Origin of the sequence: Rhizobium sp. SJZ105 (assembly GCF_007828365.1) — a bacterium.
GTDB classification, from domain to species: domain Bacteria; phylum Pseudomonadota; class Alphaproteobacteria; order Rhizobiales; family Rhizobiaceae; genus Agrobacterium; species Agrobacterium tumefaciens.
Genome location: NZ_VIUP01000011.1, coordinates 119919 through 142113, shown reverse-complemented (window position 1 = coordinate 142113; position 22195 = coordinate 119919). Strand labels below are relative to the sequence as shown.

Annotated in this window: 22 protein-coding genes; 18 read left to right on the top strand and 4 right to left on the bottom strand. The window is 56.9% G+C overall.

Annotated elements, in window-relative coordinates:
- The first annotated feature begins 150 nt into the window (after window positions 1-150).
- From FB593_RS23535 to FB593_RS23525, 3 genes are all read left to right on the top strand, one after another.
- Complete coding sequence (locus FB593_RS23535; protein ID WP_236742545.1) at window positions 151-645, top strand: MgtC/SapB family protein; 495 nt, start codon at window positions 151-153, stop codon at window positions 643-645.
- A 313-nt stretch (window positions 646-958) separates the two neighbouring features.
- Entirely contained in the window at window positions 959-2056 is a 1098-nt protein-coding gene (locus tag FB593_RS23530) for a hypothetical protein (protein ID WP_233284975.1), read from the top strand.
- A 142-nt stretch (window positions 2057-2198) separates the two neighbouring features.
- Window positions 2199-4184, top strand: coding sequence for a DKNYY domain-containing protein (locus tag FB593_RS23525; RefSeq protein WP_046205630.1), 1986 nt, complete (start codon window positions 2199-2201; stop codon window positions 4182-4184).
- A gap of 39 nt (window positions 4185-4223) precedes the next feature.
- Here FB593_RS23525 and FB593_RS23520 read toward each other — a convergent pair whose 3' ends face one another.
- A complete protein-coding gene (locus tag FB593_RS23520; RefSeq protein WP_233284974.1) occupies window positions 4224-5024 on the bottom strand; it encodes a hypothetical protein in 801 nt (266 codons plus the stop codon).
- 397 nt (window positions 5025-5421) lie between these two features.
- On the opposite strand from FB593_RS23520, the gene FB593_RS23515 reads away from it, so the two are divergent.
- The gene (locus tag FB593_RS23515; RefSeq protein WP_013760976.1) at window positions 5422-5700 is read left to right on the top strand and encodes a hypothetical protein; all 279 of its coding nucleotides are present in this window, start codon (window positions 5422-5424) and stop codon (window positions 5698-5700) included.
- 429 nt (window positions 5701-6129) lie between these two features.
- On the opposite strand, the gene FB593_RS23510 is transcribed toward FB593_RS23515, so the two are convergent.
- The 3 genes from FB593_RS23510 to FB593_RS23495 all read right to left on the bottom strand — a co-directional run bounded on the left by FB593_RS23510 (window position 6130) and on the right by FB593_RS23495 (window position 8343).
- Window positions 6130-6579, bottom strand: a complete 450-nt coding sequence (locus FB593_RS23510; RefSeq protein ID WP_013760977.1) for a hypothetical protein — start codon at window positions 6577-6579, stop codon at window positions 6130-6132.
- Between the two features lie 438 nt (window positions 6580-7017).
- On the bottom strand, window positions 7018-7770 hold the full coding sequence (locus FB593_RS23500; protein ID WP_236742543.1) for a hypothetical protein: 753 nt from the start codon (window positions 7768-7770) through the stop codon (window positions 7018-7020).
- Window positions 7771-7875: 105 nt separating this feature from the next.
- Window positions 7876-8343, bottom strand: coding sequence for an Lrp/AsnC family transcriptional regulator (locus tag FB593_RS23495; protein WP_035200482.1), 468 nt, complete (start codon window positions 8341-8343; stop codon window positions 7876-7878).
- A 120-nt stretch (window positions 8344-8463) separates the two neighbouring features.
- Here FB593_RS23495 and FB593_RS23490 point away from each other — a divergent pair, with 120 nt between their 5' ends.
- The 14 genes from FB593_RS23490 (at window position 8464) to FB593_RS23415 (ending at window position 22141) form a co-directional block, all read left to right on the top strand.
- On the top strand, window positions 8464-9942 hold the full coding sequence (locus tag FB593_RS23490) for an NAD-dependent succinate-semialdehyde dehydrogenase (RefSeq protein WP_076845945.1): 1479 nt from the start codon (window positions 8464-8466) through the stop codon (window positions 9940-9942).
- A 14-nt stretch (window positions 9943-9956) separates the two neighbouring features.
- Window positions 9957-11360, top strand: a complete 1404-nt coding sequence (locus tag FB593_RS23485; RefSeq protein WP_076845944.1) for an aspartate aminotransferase family protein — start codon at window positions 9957-9959, stop codon at window positions 11358-11360.
- 159 nt (window positions 11361-11519) lie between these two features.
- Entirely contained in the window at window positions 11520-12968 is a 1449-nt protein-coding gene (locus FB593_RS23480; RefSeq protein WP_076845943.1) for a PLP-dependent aminotransferase family protein, read from the top strand.
- Window positions 12969-13036: 68 nt separating this feature from the next.
- Window positions 13037-14056, top strand: a complete 1020-nt coding sequence (gene eutB / locus FB593_RS23475) for a hydroxyectoine utilization dehydratase EutB (protein WP_162719895.1) — start codon at window positions 13037-13039, stop codon at window positions 14054-14056.
- Complete coding sequence (gene eutC / locus FB593_RS23470) at window positions 14053-15066, top strand: ectoine utilization protein EutC (protein ID WP_076845942.1); 1014 nt, start codon at window positions 14053-14055, stop codon at window positions 15064-15066. Before eutB ends, eutC begins: the two co-directional genes overlap by 4 nt.
- Window positions 15063-16241: an ectoine hydrolase DoeA gene (gene doeA / locus FB593_RS23465; protein WP_076845941.1), complete on the top strand. Its 1179-nt coding sequence runs from the start codon at window positions 15063-15065 to the stop codon at window positions 16239-16241. The genes eutC and doeA overlap by 4 nt, the downstream gene beginning before the upstream one ends.
- A gap of 3 nt (window positions 16242-16244) precedes the next feature.
- Window positions 16245-17258 (top strand): N(2)-acetyl-L-2,4-diaminobutanoate deacetylase DoeB, encoded by a 1014-nt coding sequence (gene doeB / locus FB593_RS23460; RefSeq protein ID WP_076845940.1) that lies wholly within the window; start codon window positions 16245-16247, stop codon window positions 17256-17258.
- A 60-nt stretch (window positions 17259-17318) separates the two neighbouring features.
- On the top strand, window positions 17319-18170 hold the full coding sequence (gene ehuB / locus FB593_RS23455; RefSeq protein WP_019566768.1) for an ectoine/hydroxyectoine ABC transporter substrate-binding protein EhuB: 852 nt from the start codon (window positions 17319-17321) through the stop codon (window positions 18168-18170).
- Between the two features lie 60 nt (window positions 18171-18230).
- Window positions 18231-18896: an ectoine/hydroxyectoine ABC transporter permease subunit EhuC gene (gene ehuC / locus FB593_RS23450; RefSeq protein WP_019566767.1), complete on the top strand. Its 666-nt coding sequence runs from the start codon at window positions 18231-18233 to the stop codon at window positions 18894-18896.
- 12 nt (window positions 18897-18908) lie between these two features.
- The gene (gene ehuD / locus FB593_RS23445; RefSeq protein ID WP_004431448.1) at window positions 18909-19601 is read left to right on the top strand and encodes an ectoine/hydroxyectoine ABC transporter permease subunit EhuD; all 693 of its coding nucleotides are present in this window, start codon (window positions 18909-18911) and stop codon (window positions 19599-19601) included.
- Window positions 19598-20377 carry an ectoine/hydroxyectoine ABC transporter ATP-binding protein EhuA gene (gene ehuA, locus FB593_RS23440; RefSeq protein WP_013761013.1) on the top strand — a complete coding sequence of 260 codons (780 nt, stop codon included), beginning with the start codon at window positions 19598-19600 and terminating at the stop codon, window positions 20375-20377. The genes ehuD and ehuA overlap by 4 nt, the downstream gene beginning before the upstream one ends.
- Window positions 20378-20601: 224 nt before the next feature.
- Complete coding sequence (locus tag FB593_RS27895; protein WP_321186305.1) at window positions 20602-20898, top strand: toxin-antitoxin system TumE family protein; 297 nt, start codon at window positions 20602-20604, stop codon at window positions 20896-20898.
- Window positions 20895-21266: a hypothetical protein gene (locus FB593_RS23430; protein WP_065705564.1), complete on the top strand. Its 372-nt coding sequence runs from the start codon at window positions 20895-20897 to the stop codon at window positions 21264-21266. The genes FB593_RS27895 and FB593_RS23430 overlap by 4 nt, the downstream gene beginning before the upstream one ends.
- Window positions 21267-21655: 389 nt before the next feature.
- Complete coding sequence (locus FB593_RS23415) at window positions 21656-22141, top strand: cupin (protein ID WP_035200458.1); 486 nt, start codon at window positions 21656-21658, stop codon at window positions 22139-22141.
- Window positions 22142-22195: the final 54 nt, after the last annotated feature.

Genomic DNA, 22195 nt, shown 5'->3' with positions numbered 1-22195 from the left:
GGACTGAATCAAACAAGCCGAGCTGTCCGGCGAAACGGGGTACACTCCAGCCTGCCTACAGAGGGCCCCCGAAATTGGGTCACACGAAGCCCAAGTAGCCCAGCGGCCTGCGCCCTGCCCGCCATCCTCGAAGTTAACGAGGATATCCGCATGGGCGGCCAGGTGGTGACGGGGATAGGCTTCCTTGGCGCAGGACTGATCATGCGCACCGGCCTCAACATTCGCGGGTTGAGCACGTCGGCGACAATATGGGCTACGGGAGCGATCGGCGTCCTTGCGGGTTATGGAGAAATTTTCGAGGCTGCTGAGGCAACGCTTCTGATCTTGCTGATCAACATAACCTCCCCCAGAGTTGTTCGGCTCATCGAGCGCTTTGTTCCACAATACCCAGTCGAGTCACAACGTCGTAGGGTTGAGGTCCGCACGACCACGGAAAGCGAAACCGAGGTCCGGTCGAGTTTGATGAGCCAAACGCGTGACCATCAACTAGCAGTCACATCACTCGCACCGCGCGTCAATTCACTGGATAGGACCATCACCATTGATGTCACTATTTCAGGTGACGACGTTAACGACGAAGTCATGAGCGTTCTTGCGCAATCTCTTAGCTTGTCGCCAAACATTCTTTACTGCACCTTCACGTAGTTTGGAGACGCCAGGGCCGGTTCAACGACAACGCCATAGCCGCCATGTTCGCGCACACGAACATCACATTCCCTTGACATCTGTTCTCGGAGATTTTTGAGAGCTGTCACGATTTCGGCCGTCTGGCGCTTTTTCCAATGCCGTTTCCATGAGAGTCTTCACCAGTCTAAACTCAGAGGTTGTGTCGCTGTACTTTTCATTGCACGGTTAGGCACAATTATAATTTTTGATGTTGACCGGGGAGCGGATGGTACACGGAGAGAAATGCCGGTCTTTTGCATGTGTGCTTGTCGCAACTTCGGTCGCCGTTACGATGTTCGCCGGAACCGGTTTTGCACAGGATAACGATAGTGCCGTTCAAAATGCCGTACCGGTGATGAGAAAATTCGATTTCTCAGCGCCAGCCCTCAATCTTGAAGGGACGCTTTCCCCAAATGCTACGGTCGAAACCGTACCAATGAGTCCGACGGAGCCTGGCACAATCGGTAATGTGAAAGTCATCGGAAAAATAACTTCAGATTCGTCCAGTCCGAAAATCGAGACGACCTTTATCGGGTACAATCTGCAGGCGCCATCGGCAGCGTTCCGGATCTGCACTTACCAGGCAGACACTGCTGGATACACAACGCGCGTCTCAAAAGTTGCATCGGACCTGACAGAAGCTATGCTTCTGGGCACCAAGGATCAGAGCGGCGAACCACATAGCGCCCTTATCAGCTATTGCTTCTCTCGCGGGAAGCAGGCGCTGGGCATAAATTTCGTTGCAGATGTCAGCAACGCGGCGGATGCTGACGCGGCTTATGATCTGGTAGTTCGGGCTGACAAGTATGCCGTTGCGTTCATTGACAGCCTCTCATGGGAAAATGGAGAAGAATCAAGCTTTGGGGAGGAGCTGCAATCGGTTCCTGTTCGGATAGCCAACGAGCGGATCGCACTCCGCATCCCGGACCAGTGGGAAATACCGATCAACGATTTTCATGGCGCTTTGCCGGCCGAGTTGCACATGATCAGGCGCAAGGGCGGAAGAGATGTTGGCCTGATATGGCTGCTCGTTCAGGACATGAAGGAAAAACCGGACCTGGAAATGGCCGGAGCCACGATCGTGAGGGATTACTTTGTCAGGCAGACACCTGATGCCCGGCCACCCGCACTGATATCGAGTGAGGAAGACAGTCTGCTTGCAAAACAGGGAATCCCCGCACGCACCTTCCGGTTTTCAGTGACAGACAAAAAAGGTCAGGACAGCGGCGATATAGATGCGACCGTCATATGGCGGAATGGGCGCCTGCATGTACTCACCCTTTGGTCAGCGTGGCCCTCCGCCGCCGATAACAGCAACTTCTTTTCCCGTCTTCCAGCTCTTACTGTCTACGATATCGTGCGACAAGCCATGGTAACAACGCAGCAATAAGGTCCGGCGCACATAAAGAACCAAAGCGCACAAAATGTAGAAAAAACATCAAAATAGGGTATTTTCTTAAAGTAAAAAAAGCCTGTTTCCTTCTGGTATTTTGAGCCGCAAAAAATGGCGCAAGATAGACAGGTAAACTGGCTTGGAACCACGGCTGGCATTGACACCACAGATCGGAGCGGACTTGGGCGGAACTAAGCTGACTGAACTTTTCCCACTACCCTATGCCCATTGGTATGCGGCCACTCTTTTTGCCGAGGCCGGATATGCTGCGTCACAGATATTCGAGCGTCTCAACATAGATCCCGCGCGCTGGCAACGGTTCCAAGAGCGCTACAGCCAACTTCATTACGCCAATACAAATTGGGTTGCGGCCGCGTTCAGGCGGGACGGACTTCCCGAACCCGAGCAGGATCGGGCGCTTTTCCAGCGTCTGACGGGGAATGACGGCATCGGCCTATCGGTAACAGAACCCTTCAGCATGCGCACAGAGCTTGCGGCTTTGCGGCGGGCAGTCGAAGCTAATCCTCGTATCGGCCCCTTCGCCAATGTCGACTGGGTCGCGCATTACATCGGAGAAAGACGATTCCCGACCATCCGCTATATCCACAATGGCCATCAGGTCTATGTGGACGGCGCACCAATCCGCGACCGCAAGGGCGTCCCGTTGTCCGGGGTAGACCCCTTCACCTTTCGACAGCTTGGTGACCGCTGGTTTTGCGACGATAGACATGTCTACGGCCAGGGCGAGACACCAACGAAGCTTTTCTGGTTCTCAGCGCGCGGCGCCGATCCAGACAGCTTCACCGTTCTGAATCAACGTTATGGTGTCGACAAGGCCGCCGGTTATTACATTACCAACTTGCGCCTTCCCACCGAGGAGCCGGGTACATTCGGGATCGTCAGCTATTATTACGGCAGCGGCCAGAAACCGGGCATCCGTATCGAAGAGAGTCACTACGCAAAGGACAGTCGCAAAGTCTATGCTTACGGGGTCGCGATTGAAGGCGCGGATGCGGCCAGTTTCCATTCCATCGGCGACGAAGGCAGATATTTCGCTGACAGGAAGCATGTCTATTGGGAGAAGAGCCTGATTCCCGACGCGGACCGAGAGAGTTTTGTCTGCGCATCAGAAGCAGGTCAGTATCGCGCTTATGACAGCGAGCGGCCGTACTATGCAGGGCAACCTCAATCAGTCTCGGCAGAATTTGAGTCTTGGAGCGGCTATTTCGAGAACCATCCCGAGATTGCCGACAGCTGGTGGCACCGGGAGAAGGCACGCCGTGCGGTAAGCGCGTCTGTGGGGAATGAGCCAGTACCGATCGGCGGTCTCTATTACAGCGATGGACGCCGGATTCTGGTTAGGCCACAGCGTCCGCAGGAAGCCGAATGGGTCTCACTCGATCATTTCGACCACGACAGCTTCCGACACATCGTTGATGTGTTCGGGCAGGATCGGCACGGCCTGCGCTACTTCTTGCCCGGCCTCGAACATTACGGGATGGAGCCCATTGAGAAAGCCGATCCCGCTAGCTTCGAAAAGCTCGACGGCCCATGGTTCAAAGACAAGCAGCAGGCCTATTACATCGACAGTACAGCACCTTTACCAGAGCTTGCTGTCGTCAAAATCGACATGGCGAGCTTCGAGGTTTTGGGCGGCGCCTATGCTCGTGACGCAAAAGGGCTGATCGTTGAAGGTGTGCGCAAGCGCGGCATCGACAATCCCGCAGCGGTGGAATCGCTCGGCTTTTCCTTTGCACGGATGGGCGATACCCTGCTTTATCGCGGGAAGCCCATCAGCCGGCCCGGCAAGGTCAATCCCGCCACAGCGCGTGGTGTCAACGATCAGCTTCTGATTGATGCGAACGGCGAGATGCTGTTCGGAGGCAGTTATCGCAAAAAGATTCCTGGAATCGATCCAGCCATTTTGCATTTCCTCAACCGTGTATTCGCAGTTGACGCACGGCATGTTTACGCGATGACCGATACAGGACTGCTGCTCATTGAGGATATTGAACCGGGCGAAGTCGAGCTAGCCGGCCTCTACGCGGTCCGGGTGGGCGACACACAGCTCCACGTTTCCGGTGGCATCGTAAGGCGGTTACGACCCGAAGATACAAGTGGATGAGTAATGCCTGATATCAAAGCTCCCCCGAGGCTGGGTGCGTCAGTAGTGACGAGCGGCGTGCGGAGGTGCCAGGGCGGTGAAACCTGCGCCGTTGAAGTCATGCAGGCGCGAGGAAGACTCAATAGGCATGACATTACCGGATCGGAAGTCGCTTTTTGCCAGCCTATAGAGGCACCCGCCGCGTGCAAACACCAGATCGCCGCCATCCCAGTCTGCCCAATCCGTTTCCGGAAGGTCGACAAGCAATGTTCCGTCCCGGTCAAACACGCGGTAGTCCAGTCCGTACCACGCCTTTTGACTGCGACCGATCGAATGAAGAACCATCTGAAGGCTCCGGCCGTTTGCACCCGGTTTTTGCAGGACACGCGGCTTGTTGAAGCTGTAAAAGGTCGAGGCCTTCAGGCCATTGGTTTGCCCCTCACCGGCGTCGATCACACGCCAACCGTCACGCGCAAGTATGTAGCCGCTGATGGGCTCGTCCTCTCCACGTCCCGACAATATACCGCACGGGTCCACTTGCATGCCTCGCTTCAATCGAAAACCTGGAGCGAACGAGACGCGGTTATCGTCAAACGGATGGTTGAGAAGCAGTTTGTTCTCGTCCTCGAAAACACCGCCTCCTCCCCACGCGTCTCCTTTTGGCCAAAGCGTCAGTGCGGTGAAGAATGGCGGCTTCGATATGGCCGTCCAGCTCGCGTAGGGCGGGCGATTTGTGGCCGCGAAGTAGACCAGAAGTTCTCCGGACGGAGAAAGATCGCAGCGTCTCTCGTAGACCCGTCCCTTCAACCATTGACCATGTTCAAAAGTGTCGGTGCGCAAGTCCCAGCGAATGAGCTGCACCAGCCGGCTCGGGCCGCGCCGAAATATGACACCTGTTCTCGCTGACCGTGCCAGGATCGCATACAGCCTCGGTGCAAGTGCCTTCCGAGAAGGATCTACAGTCTGCTTGCCTTTCTCTACAGCCACCTGAGCAACTTTCTTCCGGCACTATCTGATGCCGTCATGTAGGACGTCACATGACAGTTTATCCCTGTGTCCGCATCGAGCTTGCGGACTTCCATCTCTCACCTCTCCGAAATACCGCGCAACACCATTATCAGATACTGGACGAAAAAATCGACATTGCGTAGTTTTAAACAACAACTGCATCCATTGAAGCGATTTGACACTTCGTCTCCCACGATTTGATCCAAACCCGGATACGTCGCCGTTTCAACCGATCGCACAGGAGAAACGCTTGCTGATACTTGAGATCGTCATTTTTTCTGCGGCTCTTATCGCGGTTGGCCTTCTGGCTGTGCAGCAGATTATCGCGCAGGTTCGGGAGTATAATTTCTACAAGAAGAATGGTGGTGATTTTTCTGTCGACAGCAACATGGATCACGTCAAACTTGACAGATCCATGCACTACAACGACCTCCGCCTCACGAACTGGCAGCGATTTTATCTGTTCCGCCCAGCCTGCATCGCGATGCTCGTCTTTGTTTGGGCTATGATGGTAGTCTCTTTGCTTTAACTGAAACGCCAGGCTTAGGTTGCCCTTGGCATTGCTCGTCGACCAGACTGTTTCGGCAAGCCCCCTGCAGCACCTCACCGGTGCCAAGACAATGCGATTTTGTTCGGCAAGCGGTCGGAGGCACTAGCGATCTTAGTCATTCGGTTTAGGCCGAGGTTTAAATTTGACGTGCCTGCGTATAGCGCTGCGATTGCGTGTGGCCATGCGGGCTGTTCAAAGCCACCTCGACGTTAAGCGGATACAAATGCCTCTTCTGGCTGCGCAAATCCGCAAGATGCGCTTAAACGCTGAACTCGAGGTCCAAATCGTTGACCTTCGCGATCGCATTCGTTCCGCTCTTCGTGTAGACGACCTAGGTGCCGGCCAGCGAATACATTCCCAGACCCTTCCCGCACACCCGTGATCAGTCCTCAGTGGGGTCGTCCGCCATTACCCGATCGTATAGTTCGATGCTACGCCGCGAAGATGTGTGACCGTCGCTTGCGACAAAACACCACTGCCCAGATAATCAGCAAAGCTGAATGAGAATATGTCACTTCGTTCTATCGCCTTGACCAGATTGGTATCACCAAAGACAACGAGGTATTCGTGATCCTCCGGCGCCCAGATCCAGAGATCATGAGCTGAAAAATGGATCAGAAGGCCATAGGGCGAATTTTCAAACAGTGCATCAAGCACCAACCCGACCGGTTGCGGTGCAAAATGGCGCGGAGGCTGACCGAACTCGTAAGCAGCGAAATCAATCTCGTTACTACCGATACGCGCGGCGACGAGAGCGATTTCCTCCTCGCTTGGAAATTCGGGGTAAATCCTCGCCGCGAAATTTCTGTTTCGAATGGCCTGATGATCCAGCGTGCAGTCTTTTCCAATGAAGTCCATAATTAAACCCCAGGTCCGTCATTATAGCGTATCTCGGTCTGACGACCGTTTGGCCTACGTATTTGCAACGTCGGACGACCGTCAGAGCTTCCCGGACGGACGGTAACCTTGCTGCCGTCTTCCAGTTCCCCCGTGCGGCCCGGCCCGTATTGTGTTTCGATACCTTTCTCCTTGCCCCGTTTGGGAGCAGCCCACCGGTGTCCAGCCTTGGCCATCGCACAGCATTCTCCATCTGTCGGCCGAGAATTGTAATAGATTTGCCAACAGCTCATGTTGGGTTCTTATCGCTTTCAGCGCGATGTCACGGCCTGAGCCACCCGCATTGAGCATGCGTACATAGTATTTTTCCACTGGCGCTCGGTGGAATGGAGCGCTAGCCAAATTCCCGCCGGCGTCGATCCGTCGTCAAATTTCACCGGCTTTGTTAAACATGCGGCCTCACCTCCCCTTATAGAATATATGTTGCTTATCCATAGGCACCCAAGGCATGAACGGGTTACTGTCAGGGGAACGCGCACCCGAATAAAATTTCTCGGTCATTTCTACCGACCTCTGCAGTGCATAGCCGGAATCAGGGAAACCGTATTTAGTGGGATTGACCTGCGTATCCCTAGTGATCGAGTTGATGATACGGTCCTGTTCCGCGATACAATCAAGCTGCTTTTGATAGGTATATTCTTCCGACTTCCATTCACGGAAAAATGGATGAACGTTGTAGGCTTGGAATGGGTATTCCTCGCGTTTTGACCGGGACAACTCGTTCCACAGCGAGTACCATTTTTTAACTCGCCAAAAGCCCATCATGGAACCCAGGGACGCGCCAACCAGGGTGGCCTCGGTTTTGACATTGAGGGCCGCCGCCCCTTTGAAAAGATTGCGGGCGTCGGCAAGATAATATGTCCCGACCCCTATTGCCGCATCAACAGAAGCCCCTGAGACCCACCCCATGGTGTAATACAGATCGTTGATACAAAACAAATTGAGAGCGCTCATTCCGTTCTGTTGCGCAGCAAGAAAACAGTAAATTTTCTCAGCGGAATCATACTGGTCTCCCGCTGTCGGGATGTCCGATATGTCCTTTGCGGTTTTCATATCCTCTATCGACTTGAGTTGTTCGGAAGCACCGCCGCCCTGACCGATCCTCATCGACTGCCCGCCGCCGCGTTCAACGCGCTTGGCGGCATTGGACATGCCATAGCCGCGAGGTCTGGATGGGTAGAGAGGTCTCAGGAAACGTTTATCAGCCTCTTCAACCACCCCAGACGTCTAGTGGCGAGATCTGTGAATCGCAAGTCGTCAAACCTCGATCGGAAAGGAGAATCCGGCCTTTACCCGGTCCATGACGACCATGGTCTTGAAGCCCTTGATATCGTGGTTTTCGTAAAAGAACCGCCGGGTAAAGGCCTCATAGTCCTCCATGTCCTTGGCGGTGATGACCAGAATGAAGTCGGCGTCTCCCGTCACATAATATCCGATCATCACTTCCCGGGTCGCGCGGATGGCCGCCTTGAACCGATCGACAATATCGGCGCGTTCGCGCTCCAGTGAAACGAGCACGATCATGGTAATGCCTCGCCCAACGGCCTTCGGCGACACGATGGCGACATCCGCTTCGATGACGCCATCTTCGCGCAGACGTTTGAGACGCCGCTGGCATGCGGTCGGTGAAAGATTGACGAGTTGCGCCAACTCTTCCGACGTAAGGCGATTGTTTTTTTGAACGGCTTCAAGCAACGCCTTGTCCGCTCTATCGAGAGTATGCATGCACAAATCCTGCGTACGGAACCTAAAATAAGCGAAATTCCGGCTTGAACGATATAATTAACGCAGTCAACCGCTCAATGCGCTTCATTAGTCTCCCTGTAAATCTACCGGGAGCTCCATATGAGAAGTATTGCAAGCACTGCATTAAAAAACCTGCGGCGGCCGGATTTGATCGAGCGCCGCGCTTTTCTCCATGGCAGTTGGGTTGCTCGCGATGAAACGCTCAGTGTCATTGATCCGGCGACCGGAGAAGATCTCATCGGTGTGGCGGCATGCTCGCTTGAGGATGCGGATGATGCCGTCAGCACCGCGAAAAATGCCTTTCTAGAATGGCGCGACAAGCTTCCAACCGAACGCGGGCAGATCTTGCGTGAATGGGGCAAGTTGATGCGCAACAACGCGCATGATCTCGCCGTCATAATGACGGCCGAACAGGGCAAACCACTCTCGGAATCGCTTGGTGAAATTGCTTACGCTGCCAATTTCCTTGATTGGTTTGCCGGCGAAGGCGAGCGCGCCTACGGCGAGACGATACCGAGCCATTTGCCCGACAGTCGTCTCTCGGTCCAGATGCAGCCGCTAGGCGTCACCGTGGCCATCACCCCGTGGAACTTTCCCTCTGCTATGATCACCCGCAAAGCGGGCGCGGCGCTTGCCGCTGGCTGCACAATGATCGTCAAACCCGCGCCTGAAACACCCCTCTCGGCGCTCGCTTTGGCAAAGCTCGCTGAGGAAGCTGAAATGCCCGCCGGCGTATTCCAGGTCATCACCGGTCACGCCGCACCACTTGCGCACCGCCTGTTGCAACACACCGATGTGCGCGCATTTTCCTTTACCGGCTCGACTGAAATCGGTCGTATTTTGCTGGCGCAATCGGCGGCGACCATCAAGAAGGCCTCGCTGGAACTTGGAGGTCACGCGCCCTTCATCCTGTTCGACGACGCCGATGTCTCCAAAGCCGTAAAAGGTTGCATCGGGGCGAAATTCGCAACATCGGGGCAGGACTGCCTCGCTGCCAACCGGATTTACGTCCAGCGAGGTATTTATGACCGCTTCGTCAGTCAGTTCGGCAAGGCAAGTGCCGAACTCAAGGTCGGCCACGGTTTCGAGGCTGGCATCGATATAGGGCCGATGACACGCCCCTCCGTCGCTGAAAAGTGCCGCAAGCAAATCGCGCAGGCCCTCTCTGCCGGTGCACAACTCATCTGCGGCGGGCAGGACAGTCCGCTCGGCGGCAATTTTGTCACCCCGACCGTGCTGGCCGATGTCACGGACGACATGCTGATCGCGCGGGAGGAGACCTTCGGTCCTGTGGCCGCGATCTTGCCATTCGATGACGAGCGGGAGGTCGTGCGACGCGCCAACTCGACGGAGATGGGGCTTGCGGCCTATCTCTACACCAACGATCTCGGCCGGGCGATGCGTCTGACGCATCAACTGGAATATGGCATGGTAGCCGTCAACACGCCGAAATTTACCGGCGCGCCCGTTCCCTTCGGCGGCTGGAAACAGTCCGGCCTTGGTCGTGAGGGCTCGCGTCATGGTCTCATGGAATATCTCGAACCCAAATATGTCTGCTTCGGCAACTTAGCTGCGTGAAAAGGAACTCGCCTATGACAATCGACGTCAAGAATATTGCGGAAATGGATCGAAACGCCGTTTTGCACCCTTTCACGCAGCTCAAGGATTTTGCCAGCGGCAAACTCGGCGAGCCCACTATTGTCGAAACCGGCAAGGGCATCCGCATTCAGGACGCGCACGGCAAGCAGTTGATCGACGGTTTCGCCGGTCTGTATTGCGTTAATGTCGGTTATGGACGTACCGAGGTGGCTGAGGCGATTTCACGTCAGGCCTACCGCCTTGCCTATTATCATTCCTATGCCGCCCACACGACGGATGAGCTGGCCATCCTTTCCGATCGCCTCGTCAGAATGGCACCAGGCAAAATGAGCAAGGTCTTCTACGGCATGTCAGGGTCAGACGCCAACGAGACACAGGCCAAGCTCGTTTGGTATTACAACAATCTGCGCGGCAAGCCGCACAAGAAAAAAATCATCTCCCGCGAACGGGGATATCACGGCTGCAGCGTGGTTTCCGGCTCAATGACCGGCATGAGTTTTTATCACGACCATATGGACCTTCCACGGGCCGGCATCCTGCATACAGGCGTTCCGCATCACTATTGGGGCGCAGAAGCCGGTGAGACGGAGCTGGAATTTTCGAGGCGGCGCGCGGAAGAGCTGGACGCGCTTATTCTGCGCGAAGGACCGGACACGATTGGTGCATTCATCGCCGAGCCGGTGCTCGGAACGGGCGGTATCACACCGCCGCCGGAAGGTTACTGGCCGGCCATCCAGGAGGTTCTCAAAAAATACGATGTCCTGTTGATTGCCGATGAGGTTATTACCGGCTTCGGCCGCACGGGTTCGATGTTTGGTTCACAGCATTATGGCATCGAGCCGGATCTGATCACCGTCGCTAAAGGCCTGACCTCGGCCTATTTCCCGCTTTCGGGCGCTATCGTCGGGGAGAAAGTCTACAAGGTGATGGAGGAAGGCGCGGATCGCGTCGGCGCCTTCTCCCACGGCTACACCTATACCGGCCATCCTATCGGAGCGGCGGCTGCAAACGCCGTGCTCGACATCGTCGAAAAGGAAGACCTGCCAGGCAATGCACGAGCCGTTGGGAGCTATTTCCAGGAACAACTGAAGGCGAAGTTCGCTCAGCTTCCGATCGTCGGCGAGGTGCGCGGTGTGGGACTGATGGGCGCTATCGAATTCGTGGCGGACCGGGAAAAAAAGACGCGTTTTGCCCCTCAACTCACGGTGGGTGCACGCGTTTCCAAGGCAGCGCGCAACGGCGGTCTCATAGCACGCGCCATGCCGCATGGCGATATTCTGGGCTTTGCACCGCCGCTCGTTACGACCCGGGAGGAGGTCGACGAGATCATCGCCATTGCTGAAGCCGCTGTGCGCAGTGTCATGGATGATCTTGTCCAGGCCGGCGAGAAAATCTGATCGGCAGCTTCAGTTTTCAACGTCGCAAATGCTGCTCATTTCGACGGCAACTGCGCCTCTTTGCAGCGCAGTTGCCGTCTGCGCTGCATAAGGCTTCATCTTTTCATAGAAGCATGCATAATGTCATGAAATTACCTTCGTCGAAAACGAGACAATTTCATGCGTCGTCAAGCCAATTCACCCAGCCCAGATCCAGTTTCCCCAACGAGACCGGTGGCATGGCGACCGAAGCTAGCTAAGCAGAAAGGCGAAACGAAACATTCCGCACTGACGGAACGCATCATTGCTGATATCGACGCCGGCGTTCTGAAGCCGATGGACCGCATGCCGACACACCGCGATCTGGCCCGCGAACTCGGCCTTTCTGTCCAGACGGTCAGCCTTTCCTACAAGGAGGCGGAGCGGCTTGGTTATCTCAGCGGCGAAATTGGCCGCGGAACCTTCGTGAAGACGCGGGTGACGGAGCGGGCAGGTCGTATGATGCTTGATCACAGCCCAACCGAGGTGCTCGATCTATCCATCATCCGCGGCGTTTACCTCGATGACCATGAAAATGCCTCGCGCGCCATTCTTCGCGAGATGGCCGATGGTGACAATTCTGGCTTCATGCGCCCCTGCCGGCCGGTCGCGGGGCTCGAGAGCCATCGCGAAACGGCCAGAACATGGCTTGGCATGATGGGCGTGACAGCCGGCCCGGAACGCATTCTTGTCACCAATGGCGCGGCGCACGGCATTTTTCTCGCTCTGAGCTGCATTATCCGCTCTAACGACGTGGTGCTCTGTGAAAACCTGACCGACCACGGCATTATCGGCCTGTCTAATATCCTCGGCTTCAGCCTAAAGGGCTTACCCACCGACGAAGAAGGCATTTTGCCCGAAGCGCTGGAGGCCGCCTGCGCAGCCGGAGGTGTCCGCGCTCTGGTGCTCATTCCCACGCTTAACAACCCGACCGGGCATGTGTCGGGCGCAGCGCGAAGGCAGGCCATCGCCGCAATTGCCGAGCGGTACGGCATTTTTGTCATCGAGGACGAGGTCTACCGTCCGATGATCGAGGATGATCTCCCATCCATCACCGAAATGCTGCCTGATCTGGGCTTCTTCGTCACCAGCTTCACCAAGACAGTGTTGACAGGGCTGCGCGTCGGTTATCTCGTCGTGCCACCCGCCTATTCCATCCGCGCCGCCTCCATCCTGCGTGTGTCGAGCTGGAGCGGGACATATCTCACGGCCGAGATCGCTACGCGTTGGGTCGAAAACGGCACGGCACGGCTGCTGCTGGATGTCCAGCGCACCGAGGCCCGTGCGCGGCAGAAAATCGCCATGGACATACTGGGCCACCATATAGGGTCGACCCACCCCCTCTCCCTCTGCGCCTGGCTGAAGGTTCCGCAGCGCTGGACGGAGGACGGCCTGGTGCGCGCGCTCACGAACCAGAACGTCGCGGTAACCCCGTCAGAACCATTTATTGCCGGTCCTAGCCATGGCGGCGGCATTCGCATATGCCTCGGCGGCCGCCTCAATCATGCAAGCCTCGCCAGGGCTTTGACCACCGTGCGGCAGACATTCGAGCAACTGCCGCCGGTCTACGATATCGGGTCAATCGGCTGAGGCTGCCATCCGAAAATCATTGAATCATTACAATATAATAATTGACATGATTTTATTTCGCTCTCAACATGACAATCATGAAGAGCGAAAACCTGCCCATATCCGCCGCCGACAACTTGCTTCCAGTCTCACTGGCCGCGATAAAGCGAGCGGCGGCGCGGCTTGCGGGACAGGTGGAGCGCACACCGCTGGTTCGCTCGGACTTTCTCTCTGAGCGCTGTGGTCATCCCGTTCATCTCAAACTTGAAACCCTTCAGCCCATCGGCGCCTTCAAATTGCGCGGCGCGATGAACGCCATTCTCTCGCTAGACGATACGAAGCGCCGGCGTGGCTTCGTCACCGCCTCGACGGGCAATCATGGCCGGGCCGTGGCCTATGCCGCAGACAAACTCGGCATCCCCGCCACAATCTGCATGTCGGCGCTGGTGCCGGCAAACAAGGTGGAGGCGATCCGCGCGCTCGGCGCGGAAATCCGGATTGTCGGCAGATCACAGGATGATGCGCAGGAGGAAGTGGAGCGCTTGACGAAAAGCAGAGGCCTGACCGCTATCCCGCCTTTCGATCACGCCGACGTCGTGGCTGGCCAGGGCACTATCGGCCTCGAGGTCGTCGAAGACATGCCTGAACTGGCGACAATTCTCGTTCCTCTATCGGGCGGTGGCCTTGCGGGCGGTATCGCCGTTGCGGTGAAGGCGCTGAAGCCGGAGGCACGTGTCATCGGCGTTTCCATGCAGCGGGGCGCGGCCATGCATGCGTCAGTCACTGCCGGGCGGCCCGTCACCATCCAAGAAGAAGAAACGCTGGCGGATTCGCTGGGAGGGGGGATTGGATTGAAAAACCGCATCACATTTGCGCTCTGCCAATCTCTTCTCGATGAGATCGTGCTGGTATCCGAGGAAGAGATCGCAGCCGGCATCCGCCATGCGACGCGTGAAGAAGGTCTGACAGTCGAGGGTGCCGGCGCAGTCGGTTTCGCGGCGATCCTCTTCGGCAAGGTGGACATCACCGGCCCAACCGCGATCATAGTGTCGGGTGGAAATATCGATCCGGCGGTTCACAAGACGATCATCGAAGGGCCTGCCGCATGAGCCAAATCACCATCCTAGCCGAAAAAGATCTGCGCGCTGTCGTGAAGCTCGACCTCTCAGCAGTCGAGTGCGTGGAGCAGGCCTTTGCAGCGCTCGCAACCGAAGCGGTCGCCATGCCGCCGATCTTGCGGCTCGATATACCAGAGTTTCGTGGCGAGGTGGATGTAAAGACGGCTTATGTGCCGGGTTTCGACGGTTTCGCCATCAAGGTCAGCCCCGGCTTTTTCGACAATCCCAAACTCGGTCTGCCGAGCCTCAACGGGCTGATGATCCTCTTCAGCGCAAGGACGGGACTGGTGGAGGCCCTTCTTCTCGATAACGGCTACCTCACAGATGTGCGTACCGCCGCAGCCGGGGCGGTTGCAGCACGGCATCTCGCCCGTAAAGATGCTTCCGTCGCAGCAATTTTCGGAGCGGGCATGCAAGCCCGTCTGCAGTTCGATGCGCTGAAACTGGTGCGACCCATTCAATCCGCACGCATCTGGGCTCGTGACCATCAGAAGGCCGAGGGGCTCGCAGGCGATCTGGCCCGCCAACACGGTATCGAGGTCATCGCCGCGGCCGATCCGCAGACCGCTGTCCGGGGCGCCGACATCGTCGTGACCACGACGCCAGCCGAAAAGCCGATCCTGTTTGCCGGCTGGCTTGAAGAAGGCCAGCATCTGACGGCCATGGGATCGGATGCCGAACACAAGAACGAGATCGATCCGGCCGTATTTTCCAGGGCGCGCTATATCGCAGACCGGCTTTCGCAGACCCGAATTCTCGGTGAATTGCACCACGCTATCGCCGCGGGGCCTGTAACGCAGGATCAAGAATTCACCGAGCTCGGTGCTGTCATCGCTGGCAAGGCACGCGGTCGCGTATCGAGGGACGACATCACCTTTGCCGATCTGACCGGCACCGGAGTGCAGGACACCGCCATCGCCAATCTCGCGTTTACCCGCGCAAAAGACGCCGGCAGCGGCCAAATCATCGAAAACAGTGTGAAAATGGGAGACGCAGCGTGAGCGTAACGCTGAACTTTACGCGCGAGGAATATGCCGCGCGCCTGTCCAAAACCCGCGACGCCATGGAAAAGGCAGGCATCGACCTGCTTGTCGTCACCGACCCATCCAACATGCATTGGCTGACGGGCTATGACGGCTGGTCCTTCTATGTCCACCAATGCGTGCTGGTGCCGCCGCAAGGCGAGCCGATCTGGTATGGCCGCAAGCAGGATGCCAATGGCGCCAAGCGCACCGCCTACCTCGCCCAGGACAACATCATCGGTTATCCTGACTACTACGTTCAATCGACCGAACGGCATCCGATGGATCTGTTGTCGAAGATCGTCGATGACCGGGGCTGGTCAGGCCTGTCGATCGGCGTCGAGATGGACAATTATTATTTCTCGGCTGCTGCCTTTGCATCCTTGCGGAAACATCTGCCGAACGCCCGCTTCAAGGATGCCGCCGGTCTTGTAAACTGGCAGCGCGCGGTCAAAAGCCCGACCGAACTCGACTATATGCGCAAGGCCGGCAAGATCGTCGAGCTGATGCACAAACGTATCGTTGACGTAGTCGAGCCGGGCATGCGCAAATGCGATCTCGTTGCCGAGATCTACGATGCCGGCATTCGTGGCACCGCGGAATTCGGCGGGGATTATCCCGCGATCGTACCGTTGCTCCCGTCGGGTGCCGATGCTTCTGCGCCGCATCTGACATGGGACGACAAGCCGATGCGCTTGGGCGAAGGCACCTTCTTTGAAATCGCCGGCGCTTATCGCCGTTATCATTGCCCGCTCTCTCGCACTGTCTTTCTCGGCAAGCCGACGAAGGCGTTCCTTGATGCGGAGAAGGCCACGCTTGAGGGCATGGAGGCCGGTCTTGCGGCTGCCAAACCCGGCAATACCTGCGAAGATATCGCCAATGGGTTTTTCGCGGTGCTGAAAAAATACGGGATCATCAAGGACAACCGAACCGGTTATCCCATCGGCCTCTCTTATCCGCCGGACTGGGGCGAGCGCACCATGAGCCTGCGCCCCGGCGACCGCACGGAGCTGAAGCCCGGTATGACGTTCCATTTCATGACCGGTTTGTGGCTGGACGACATGGGGCTCGAAATCACGGAGAGCATCGCCATCACCGAAACGGGTGTCGAATGCCTCTCCAATGTGCCGCGGCAACTGTTCGTGAAAGGCTGAGAGATGTTAAGCACCGCGCTACGCCCCTCACCTATCACGTCGTCGGTCGATTTTGACAAGAAAGGCGTACAGCACGGTCATCTGCGGCTACCATACAGCCGCGATGACAGTGCATGGGGGTCGGTAATGATCCCGATCTGCGTGATCGCCAACGACGAGGGGCCGACAGCCCTTTTGACCGGCGCCAATCACGGCGACGAATATGAGGGGCCGGCCGCACTTTTCGAACTTGCCCACATACTCGACCCAGTTGGCGTCAGCGGGCGTATCATCATCGTGCCAGCGCTTAACTATCCGGCCTTTCGCGCGGGAACACGCACCTCGCCGATCGACCGCGGGAACCTCAATCGCAGCTTTCCCGGTCGGCCCGACGGTTCCGTGACGGAGAAGATCGCCGATTACGTGACCCGTCAATTGTTACCGCTTGCGGATATCGTTCTTGATTTTCATTCAGGCGGCAGGACGCTTGATTTCCTGCCTTACGCTGCCGCTCACGAATTACCTGACAAGATACAGGAAGCCCGATGCTTTGAGGCGGTGGCAGCTTTTGCTGCCCCCTATTCGATGAAGATGCTGGAGATTGACGCCGTCGGCATGCTGGACACGACGGCCGAGGAACTGGGAAAGGTCTTTGTCACCACCGAGCTTGGCGGCGCGGGCACGGCCAGCGCAAAATCGATCGACATCGCCCGCAAAGGTACCATCAACTTGCTGCGCCATGCAGGCATCCTGACCGGCGCCGCGGTGCCGGCGCCGAGCCGCTGGCTGGATATGCCCTCCAGCGATTGCTTCACCTTTGCCGAAGATGACGGGCTCGTCGTCTTTGTCCGCGATCTCGGCGACACGGTCACGGCAGGTGAAACCATCGCTAGGGTCTACCCTGTTGGAAAAACCGGTCTTGCGCCGGTCGAATACCGCGCCTCTATCAGTGGCGTGCTCGCAGCGCGCCACGTTCCCGGCCTCATCAAGGCCGGCGACTGCCTTTCCGTCATCGCCACGGTCACGGAGAATACCTAGTCCGAAGAATGAAGTGAGATCCGAAAACGGACCACGCAACCCAACCAGAGGAGTTAGAACATGAATATGACAAAACTCGCCGGGCTTTCCGCCCTTGCTCTTTCCATCAGCGTGACAGCGGTCAGCGCACTCACCCTCGAGGAGGTGAAGAAGCAAGGCTACATTCGCGCAGCGACTGCCAATGAAGTGCCCTATTCATACATGCAGCCCGACGGCACCTCTGCCGGCATCGGCCCCGATGTCGCAAATGCCGTTCTGAAATCGATGGGCATCGAGGAGGTCAACTGGACGGTGACCCCATTCGGCACGCTGATCCCCGGGCTGAAGGCGCGTCGCTTCGATTTCGCAGCCGCCGAACAGAACATTTCGCCCGAGCGCTGCAAGCAGGTGGCCTTCACCGAACCGAACTCGTCCTATGGCGAAGGCCTGCTGGTGAAGAAAGGCAATCCTAAAAAGCTGACCACCTATGCCGATATTGCCAAGGATCCTGCATTGAAGGTCGCCGTCGTATCTGGCGCCAACAATGTAGACTTCCTGCGCGCCGTCGGCGTCAAGGAAGATCAGATCGTCTTCATCCCGGCCAACGCAGATGCCATCCCCACTGTCCAGAGCCGCGCCGATGCCTATGCCGCCACGGAACTGACAGTGTCAGAACTGGCCAAGGGCCAAGCCAATGTCGAGCAGGTGAAGCCCTTCGTTGATCCTGTCGTGAAGGATGCGCCTGTGCGCAACTACGGCGGTTTCGCTTTCCGGCCGGAGGACAAAGAATTGCGTGACGCCTTCAACGCCGCGCTCGTCGAATTCCGCAAGACCGAAGACTACAAGAAAATCCTCGCAAAATACGGCCTCTCCGAACAGAGTATCGCGGCAGCGGCCGAAAAGAAGGTCGCCGATCTCTGCGCCGGAAAATGACGCCAGCCGGCGCCCGGGCATTACCGGGCGCCGATTACCATGAACTCGGGAACACGCCAGATGGACATGACCGCCTACCTGCCGATGTTGTGGCAAGGCGCCGTCGTCACCATGACGATTACGCTCGCAGCCCTTGTTGTCGGCACGGTACTCGCCTTTTTCTTCGGCATTCTTCGCGTCGAGGGTGGACCAATCCTCTCGACTGTCGCATTGTGCTACACGGAGGTGTTTCGCGGCACCTCGCTGCTGGTCCAGCTTTTCTGGTTCTATTACGCGCTGCCGCTCGTCGGTCTGAGTTTCGATCCGGTCACCACCGGCGTCATGGTGCTCGCCGCCCATGCGGGTGGGTATGGCGCCGAGATCGTTCGCGGCGCGTTATCTTCCGTTTCGGTGCAGCAGCTGGAAGCCGCACGAGCGCTGAACTTCACGCGGATGCAGACGCTGTTTCGCATTTCCTTGCCGCAGGCGATCGTCGAGATGATGCCGTCCTTCGGCAATCTGGCTATCGAAACGCTGAAGCTTTCCTCACTTGTATCGCTGATTTCGATTGCCGACCTCACCTTCGCGGCACAGTCGATCCGCAACCTGACGCTGGATAGCACCAGCATCTATTCGATCACACTCCTCTGTTATTTCGCGATGTCGCTGATCCTGATGGCCATAATCCGGGTGATCGAACATGTCGTGCGGCGCGGCAATGTGTTTCCGCGCACTCGCCATTCGTAAGGATATTCAGTCATGATGTATGGTTACGAATGGGACACGACCACCTGGATCACCTACACGACCTCGATCCTGCCCATCATTTTGATCGGCCTGACGGTAACGCTGAAAGCAGCCGCCGCCGGCTTTGCCATCGCGCTTATTCTGGGGCTGGTTTTTGCGCTGCTGCGCCGCAGTCGGGTGAAATTGATTTCCTGGCCGACCGCAGTTGTTGTCGAATTCCTTCGCGACACTCCGCTTCTGGTGCAGCTTTTCTTCCTCTATTACGTTCTTCCGGAATTCGGCATCGTTCTGCCGGCGTTTCTCACCGGCGCGCTGGCGCTGGGCCTTCAATATGCCGCCTATACGTCTGAGGTCTATCGCGGCGGCATGGAGGCGGTGCATCATGGCCAGTGGGAAGCCGCGACTGCGCTTAATCTGACGCGCATGCAGACGTATCGGGATATCATCATCCCGCAGGCGATCCCGCGCATAGTTCCGGCCATGGGCAACTATCTTGTCGCCATGATCAAGGAAACGCCGGTGCTTTCCGTCGTCACGGTTCTAGAGATGATGGGGCTGGCAAACATGATCGGCGAGCGCACCTTCGAATATCTGGTGCCGCTGACGCTTGTCGGCCTGATCTTCCTTCTTCTGACCATAATCTGCTCAGCAGGCCTCAGCCGCCTGCAAAGGGCGCTTCCAAAAGCAGGAATACCCTTGCGATGACAAACAATACCAATCAACCGCTGATCGAATTTTCCGATGTCACAAAGCGGTTCGGCATTTTGACGGTCCTCGACCAGTTCAATTTCAGCGTGGCAAAAGGTGAAAAAGTCACTCTTATCGGTCCTTCCGGCTCCGGTAAGTCGACGGTTCTGCGCATTCTCATGACGCTGGAACCGTTCCAGGAGGGAAAGCTGACGCTGGCGGACATTTCCTACCATCAGGCCGGCGGCAAAGGCCCCTTCCAAGCCTCGGAAAAACACCTGCGCCAGATCCGTAACCACGTCGGCATGGTTTTTCAGAGCTTCAACCTCTTCCCTCATATGACGGTGCTGCGCAACATCGTGGAGGCGCCGGTGCGTGTACTGGGCATTGCCCGGCCGGAGGCAGAAACACGGGCAATCGAACTCCTGAAGATGGTCGGCCTGGCCGACAAGAAGGATCACTATCCAGTGCAGCTTTCTGGCGGCCAGCAGCAGCGTGTCGCCATTGCCCGCTCTCTTGCCATGCGCCCGCGTGTCCTGCTTTTTGACGAACCAACCTCCGCCCTAGACCCCCAGCTGGTCGGCGAAGTGCTTTCCGTCATCCGTGGCCTGGCCCACGAGCACGATTTGACCATGTTACTTGTTACCCACGAGATGCGTTTCGCTCGGGAAGTGTCGGACCGGGTCTGCTTCTTCGACAAAGGGCGTATTTGTGAGCAAGGAACGCCAGAAGAAATCTTCGGCGCACCAAAGGAAGATCGGACCCGCGAGTTCCTGTCATCCGTTCTGCGGTAACCGCACTCTCACACGACCAGGAAACAGCCATGACCACAGCGACGACGAGGTGGCAGACGTGCTCGATGATGCTGAATAGGGTGGTCAGACCGAAGGCGACCTGAAGCAGTTCTCCGAGGCGGCTGAGCAAAATAGCCGTCGCCCGCCGCAACGTCTCGTCGCTGCGGCGGGATTAGCTCATTAATCAAGTGTTGGCGAGATTGACAACGCCGTAAGATGTTGGCATTATAGACAACAAGAAGGCGCTCACGATCACAGAACACAAAAGTGTTGGTGCCGACGGCAGCATTATCCAGTTCGTTATTTGGAAAGTTCCAACGCCTGTTCCCCCAACCGAACATGGGTTCAAATATCGCATGGTCTATGCCCAGAACGGCATTAGGGTTGTGGGCTTCGACAATGAGCGGGGTAAAGGCGATCACATACATCTGTGCGGCCATGAGCTTCCTTACCGGTTCACAACAATCCACCAACTGATTGAGGACTTTTTATTTGAGGTCGAAAAACGGAGGCAGTCATGAGAACTTTGACCATCACGACAAACGCCGACTGGAAATCGGCATTACGCGTAGCAGGTAAGCGCGCTGGTATTGGCCTCGAAAGCGGTGAGTATCAGGGTGAAACGCTAAACTTTGAGACACCCGGCACATTCTTTTCGCGTCTCACCGAGCGCCGTTGGGAACTACTGAACGTCCTTCTGGGAAGTGGAACGGTTGGCGTGCGAGAGCTTGCGCGCAGACTGAACCGGGACGTCAAGCGCGTCCATGAAGATGCTGCGGTGCTAGTCGAGCTGGGACTGATTGAGAAGGACGAGCGCGGTGCATTAAGTTGCCCGTTCGAGCATATTCATATCGATATGATGATGGTGTCAGCAAGACAGGTGGCGTGATAGGAGAGAGGGCGCTGACGTTTAGCACGATTAGCGTCGATTATGGCGAGAGGAACCGCCTTCGGCCCTTCGCCTCCCGGTCCCCTCGATACGGACACGGCATTCTGTTGATCTGAACCCTTCATACTGGACCGTTTTTGGTTAGAGTGTTCCGGTGCATTTTCCTGGCTGGGAAAGGAACGGAAGACGATGAAAGCATCGCAGTTTTCGGACGCACAGAAGACGTTCATTCTGAAGCAGGGCGATGAAGGAGTGTCGGTGGCGGAAATCTGCCGGTGCCACTCCAGTTCCGCCGAAGTGCGGACGAAAATTGGCTGGTCGCCAGCACTGGCTGCGCAGCAAACCAGACACGGTTTGGCAGGCCCGACCAGATGGCCAGGAGCATTCACATGAAAGTTGAAAAAATCACTTTAAATCCAGGCGATCAGGTTCCCAACAACCAGACCTTCCCTGTCATCATCTATCGACACGTCGGCTCGCCATTCGATTGCGCTGCTTTCGAGGCACTGTTCGCACGAAACGGATGGCGCGGCATCTGGCGCAATGGTGTGTTTGCCTATCACCATTACCACAGCGGCGCGCATGAAGTTCTGGGCGTGGGGGGCGGTGAAGCGACGTTGCAGATTGGCGGGCCGGATGGGCAAACCTTGCACGTTACGCAAGGTGACTGTCTGGTCTTGCCAGCCGGTACGGGCCACATAAAGCTGAAATCCTCTGCGGATTTTCAGGTTGTCGGCGCTTATCCACCCGGCCAGGAGGCCGATGTTCAGACGTCTGCACCAACCAGCGCGATGCTTGCACAGATAAAGTCTTTGCCAAAGCCGACGACCGACCCCGTGCACGGAGCATCAGGTGGCCTGATCGATCTCTGGTGAGAATGAGCCGGGTTTTCGAAACCTGCCAGCTTCCATCACTAGTAAGAAGTATTG

Excerpts from the sequence above, each read along its gene's own strand:
- FB593_RS23495 (WP_035200482.1), bottom strand. The coding sequence starts at position 8,343 with ATGCATACTCTCGATAGAGCGGACAAGGCGTTGCTTGAAGCCGTTCAA.
- FB593_RS23535 (WP_236742545.1), top strand. The coding sequence starts at position 151 with ATGGGCGGCCAGGTGGTGACGGGGATAGGCTTCCTTGGCGCAGGACTG.
- ehuC (WP_019566767.1), top strand. The coding sequence starts at position 18,231 with ATGGACATGACCGCCTACCTGCCGATGTTGTGGCAAGGCGCCGTCGTC.
- FB593_RS23490 (WP_076845945.1), top strand. The coding sequence starts at position 8,464 with ATGAGAAGTATTGCAAGCACTGCATTAAAAAACCTGCGGCGGCCGGAT.
- FB593_RS23500 (WP_236742543.1), bottom strand. The coding sequence starts at position 7,770 with ATGTCCAATGCCGCCAAGCGCGTTGAACGCGGCGGCGGGCAGTCGATG.
- FB593_RS23485 (WP_076845944.1), top strand. The coding sequence starts at position 9,957 with ATGACAATCGACGTCAAGAATATTGCGGAAATGGATCGAAACGCCGTT.
- ehuD (WP_004431448.1), top strand. The coding sequence starts at position 18,909 with ATGATGTATGGTTACGAATGGGACACGACCACCTGGATCACCTACACG.
- doeB (WP_076845940.1), top strand. The coding sequence starts at position 16,245 with ATGTTAAGCACCGCGCTACGCCCCTCACCTATCACGTCGTCGGTCGAT.
- ehuA (WP_013761013.1), top strand. The coding sequence starts at position 19,598 with ATGACAAACAATACCAATCAACCGCTGATCGAATTTTCCGATGTCACA.
- FB593_RS23415 (WP_035200458.1), top strand. The coding sequence starts at position 21,656 with ATGAAAGTTGAAAAAATCACTTTAAATCCAGGCGATCAGGTTCCCAAC.
- FB593_RS23530 (WP_233284975.1), top strand. The coding sequence starts at position 959 with ATGTTCGCCGGAACCGGTTTTGCACAGGATAACGATAGTGCCGTTCAA.
- eutC (WP_076845942.1), top strand. The coding sequence starts at position 14,053 with ATGAGCCAAATCACCATCCTAGCCGAAAAAGATCTGCGCGCTGTCGTG.
- ehuB (WP_019566768.1), top strand. The coding sequence starts at position 17,319 with ATGAATATGACAAAACTCGCCGGGCTTTCCGCCCTTGCTCTTTCCATC.
- eutB (WP_162719895.1), top strand. The coding sequence starts at position 13,037 with ATGACAATCATGAAGAGCGAAAACCTGCCCATATCCGCCGCCGACAAC.
- FB593_RS23480 (WP_076845943.1), top strand. The coding sequence starts at position 11,520 with ATGCGTCGTCAAGCCAATTCACCCAGCCCAGATCCAGTTTCCCCAACG.
- FB593_RS23430 (WP_065705564.1), top strand. The coding sequence starts at position 20,895 with ATGAGAACTTTGACCATCACGACAAACGCCGACTGGAAATCGGCATTA.
- FB593_RS23510 (WP_013760977.1), bottom strand. The coding sequence starts at position 6,579 with ATGGACTTCATTGGAAAAGACTGCACGCTGGATCATCAGGCCATTCGA.